This is a genomic window from Mesorhizobium album, from assembly GCF_033977205.1.
In the GTDB taxonomy this organism is placed as follows: domain Bacteria; phylum Pseudomonadota; class Alphaproteobacteria; order Rhizobiales; family Rhizobiaceae; genus Mesorhizobium; species Mesorhizobium album.
In genome coordinates, this window is sequence record NZ_JAVIIW010000099.1 from 1 (window position 1) to 3,331 (window position 3,331).

Sequence of the window (3,331 nt, forward strand, 5' to 3'; positions counted from 1 at the left end):
CGGCAGAACCATCCAGCAGAGGTCGTTCTCACATCGAACGACAGCACCAGGCACAAGTGCCGACGTTCCGAATAGCAGCCACCTCGGATCATAGTCCCGCCTCCACATGCAAAAAGGAGGGGACATGCCGACAGGTGTTTATGTTCGTAAGAACGCGGTCGGGGACCGCTTGAAGGCGGGAATGGCTGCGGACCACGCGGCGGACTTTGCTCAATGGCTTCGTGAGCGACGATATACGCCACTCACCATCGTCGAGAGACTGCGGCTGCTTGCGAGCTGGACGCACTGGGCGCGCGCGGAAAGCTACACGCTCGCTGCGATCCGTGAGGCGTATGCGGCATCGTTCGCCCTGATCACAGCGGGGCGTTGCCCGCGTTTCCGCGGCGACGTCAACCAGGATGCTGTCGAGACCGCCAAGCTGTTCATCGCCTACCTCGAGGATCGTGGCGTGTTGGCATGCTTGCCGGCCAAGCCGGTTGCGCCCCTGGTGGCCGAGTTTGCGGCTTGGGTCCGTGAGCAGCTCGGGTTGGCCGAAACGACGCTGGCCACGTATCTCGGGACGATCACTCCCTTCGTCGATGCATTGGGGGAGACACCGAGCGCCTACGACGCGGCGACGATCCGGGCCTACATGACCGGACGCGCGAAAACGGTATCGGTCTCGCGGATGAAGGGGATATCGGTCGGCATCCGCGCTTTCCTGCGCTTCCTGATCGCGACAGGACGATGCCGGCCCGGGCTCGACCACGCCATGCCCAATGTTGCGGGCTGGCGGCTAGCGTCGATCCCGCGCTTCCTGCCAGATGCAGATATCGCGCGGATCATCGGGGCGTGCGCGGGAGAGCGTCGCCTGCGAGACCGGGCCATCATCCTGCTTCTGGTCCGGCTCGGACTTCGGGCGAGCGAGGTCGCACGGCTCAGCTTCGACGACGTCGACTGGCGGCAGGGGAGCATCCGGCTGTTCGGCAAAGGCCGCCGCGAGGAGTTGCTGCCGCTCATCCAGGAAATCGGCGACGCTCTGCTTGCCTATATCGAACGCGGCCGGCCGGCGCTGGCCGTGCCATCCCTGTTCATTACCGAATATGCGCCGCTGCGACCGATCGACCGCATCACCGTCAAATGCCTGGTCAAGCGCGCGCTCAAACGCGGGGGTATCGAGAGCCATTATAAAGGCGCGCATATCCTGCGGCACTCGGCGGCTACGGCGATGCTCCGCCACGGCGTCAGTCTGACCAATGTGGGCACGGTGCTGCGCCATCGATCGCCGGTGATGACGGCGCATTATGCCAAGGTCGATATCGCGCTTCTGTCGGTCATCGCCCAGCCCTGGCCGGGGAGGTCGCCATGCTGACCGACGATGCCGATCGTTACATCGAGTTGCGCCGCTCGCTCGGCTTCAAGCTCGCAAAGACGGCTCGACACCTCACCGCGTTCGCGCGCTATGCGGTCGGTCGCGGCGATACCCATGTTCGCCGCGAGACCGCTGTCACCTGGGCATCGGCCGTGTCGTCGACCCCGCGCAGTCACCAGCGACGGCTTGGCGAGATAGCACTCTTCGCGCGCTTCCTGCACGCCGAGGATCGCGCCCATGAAGTGCCGCACTATCATCCCAACCACAGTGCTGCAAAACGTCCCGCGCCTTATATCTACACATCCGAGGAACTGAGGCGCATGCTCGATACCGCAGGCAATCTGCGGCGCCAGAAGCCCAGCCCGCTCAGGCGCCACATCTATGTGATGCTGATCGGACTGCTGGCGTCGACGGGCCTGCGGATATCGGAGGCTCTGAACCTGAGGGTGGACGATCTGCTGCCCGACGGCGTGCTGCACATCCGCCAGACCAAGTTCAACAAGAGCCGCCTCGTGCCAATGCATGCCAGTGTGGTCGAAGCGCTGCGGGCCTATCTTGAGGTCCGCCGGCGGTTCGCCGGGACGGACGACCATGTGTTCCTCTCGGTGGATGCCAAGCCGATGCCCCTTCGGACCGTCGAGAGCACCTTCCATGTGATCCTGCGCAAGGCTGGCGTCGGTCAGGATCGGTCGCGCAGCCCGCGTATCCACGATCTGCGCCATACCTTCGCGACCCGCGCGCTGGAGCGGTGCGCGATGGGTCGGGATGATATTGCGCGGGACTTCGTCGCGCTCTCCACGTATCTCGGTCACGCGAGCATCCGACATACCTACTGGTATCTCGAAGCCACGCCTGACCTCATGGGCGATATCGCCGCCGCCGCCGGGGCGTTGATCGATGGGAGGCGTCCATGACGTCGATCGCTCCGCTCATCACCAGCTTCATGCGCGAGCACATGCCGCAGCAGCGTGGTTACAGTCCGCACTCCTGCGAGGCCTATGCACACAGCTTCCGGCTGCTGTTCGTCTTCGCGGCTCGGCGCTTGCACACGCGCCCGTCTTTGCTCCAGCTCGAGCAGATCGACGCGGAGATGGTGCTCGCGTTCCTGCATCACATCGAACATGATCGCGGCAACGGCGCGGCGACCCGCAATGCGCGGCTCGCCGCGATCAAGGCGTTCATGCGCTATGTCGAACTGCGGCACCCAAGCGCCCTGGAGCAGATCGCCCAGATCAACGCTATCCCCGGCAAGCGCCATGACCACAAGCTCATCCGCCACCTGACCATGGACGAGGTCCGCGCCGTGCTCGACGCGCCCGATGTGACGACACGCCTGGGGCTGCGGGACCGGGCGATGCTGCACCTCTGCTTCGCCGGTGGCCTGCGCGTCTCCGAACTTGTCGGCCTCACCCTGGAAAACGTCACGCTGCAACCCAGTCCGAGCATCCTGGTGTTCGGTAAGGGCCGGCGCGAACGCAGCCTTCCGCTCTGGAAAGAAACCGCCCGCGACCTGCGAGCCTGGCTTGCGGTACGCGGAAAGCCACCGGCGACGGAGCTGTTCGTCAACGCTCAGGGGATGGCAATGACCCGCGCCGGCTTCGAGTACATCCTCGAAAAGCATGCAAAGACGGCCGCCGCTGTCTGCCCGACGCTGATCGGCCGGCCGCTGTCGCCCCACCTTCTGCGGCACGGTTGTGCCGTTCTCATGCTGCAGGCCACACGCGACATCCGCAAGGTTGCGCTCTGGCTCGGCCATGCCGATATCCGCACGACCGAGGTCTACCTGCGGATGGATCCGTCCGAAAAGCTCGAGGCCGTCGAGGCGGTGTTGCCGCCAGCGCTTCGTCGCGGTCGCTTCAGGGCGCCCGACGCATTGATCGCGTCACTGATGGCCGATGCGCATACCGTGCCGACATAAGGCGGGATAGGCCGTATGAGCATCATGGCTATGCAGTCTGACCGGGTCTGGCTGGTTCTTCC

General features: G+C 64.8%; 3 protein-coding genes. All 3 read left to right on the top strand.

Features of this window, described 5'->3' with window-relative positions; genetic code table 11:
• Positions 1-124 precede the first annotated feature (124 nt).
• Genes RFN28_RS34245 through RFN28_RS34255 form a run of 3 tightly spaced genes read left to right on the top strand, consistent with a single transcriptional unit; the run spans position 125 to position 3,269 of the window.
• Positions 125-1,351, top strand: a complete 1,227-nt coding sequence (locus RFN28_RS34245) for a tyrosine-type recombinase/integrase (protein WP_320291540.1) — start codon at positions 125-127, stop codon at positions 1,349-1,351.
• The gene (locus tag RFN28_RS34250; protein ID WP_320291541.1) at positions 1,345-2,265 is read left to right on the top strand and encodes a tyrosine-type recombinase/integrase; all 921 of its coding nucleotides are present in this window, start codon (positions 1,345-1,347) and stop codon (positions 2,263-2,265) included. The genes RFN28_RS34245 and RFN28_RS34250 overlap by 7 nt, the downstream gene beginning before the upstream one ends.
• Complete coding sequence (locus RFN28_RS34255; protein ID WP_320291542.1) at positions 2,262-3,269, top strand: tyrosine-type recombinase/integrase; 1,008 nt, start codon at positions 2,262-2,264, stop codon at positions 3,267-3,269. Before RFN28_RS34250 ends, RFN28_RS34255 begins: the two co-directional genes overlap by 4 nt.
• Positions 3,270-3,331 lie beyond the last annotated feature (62 nt).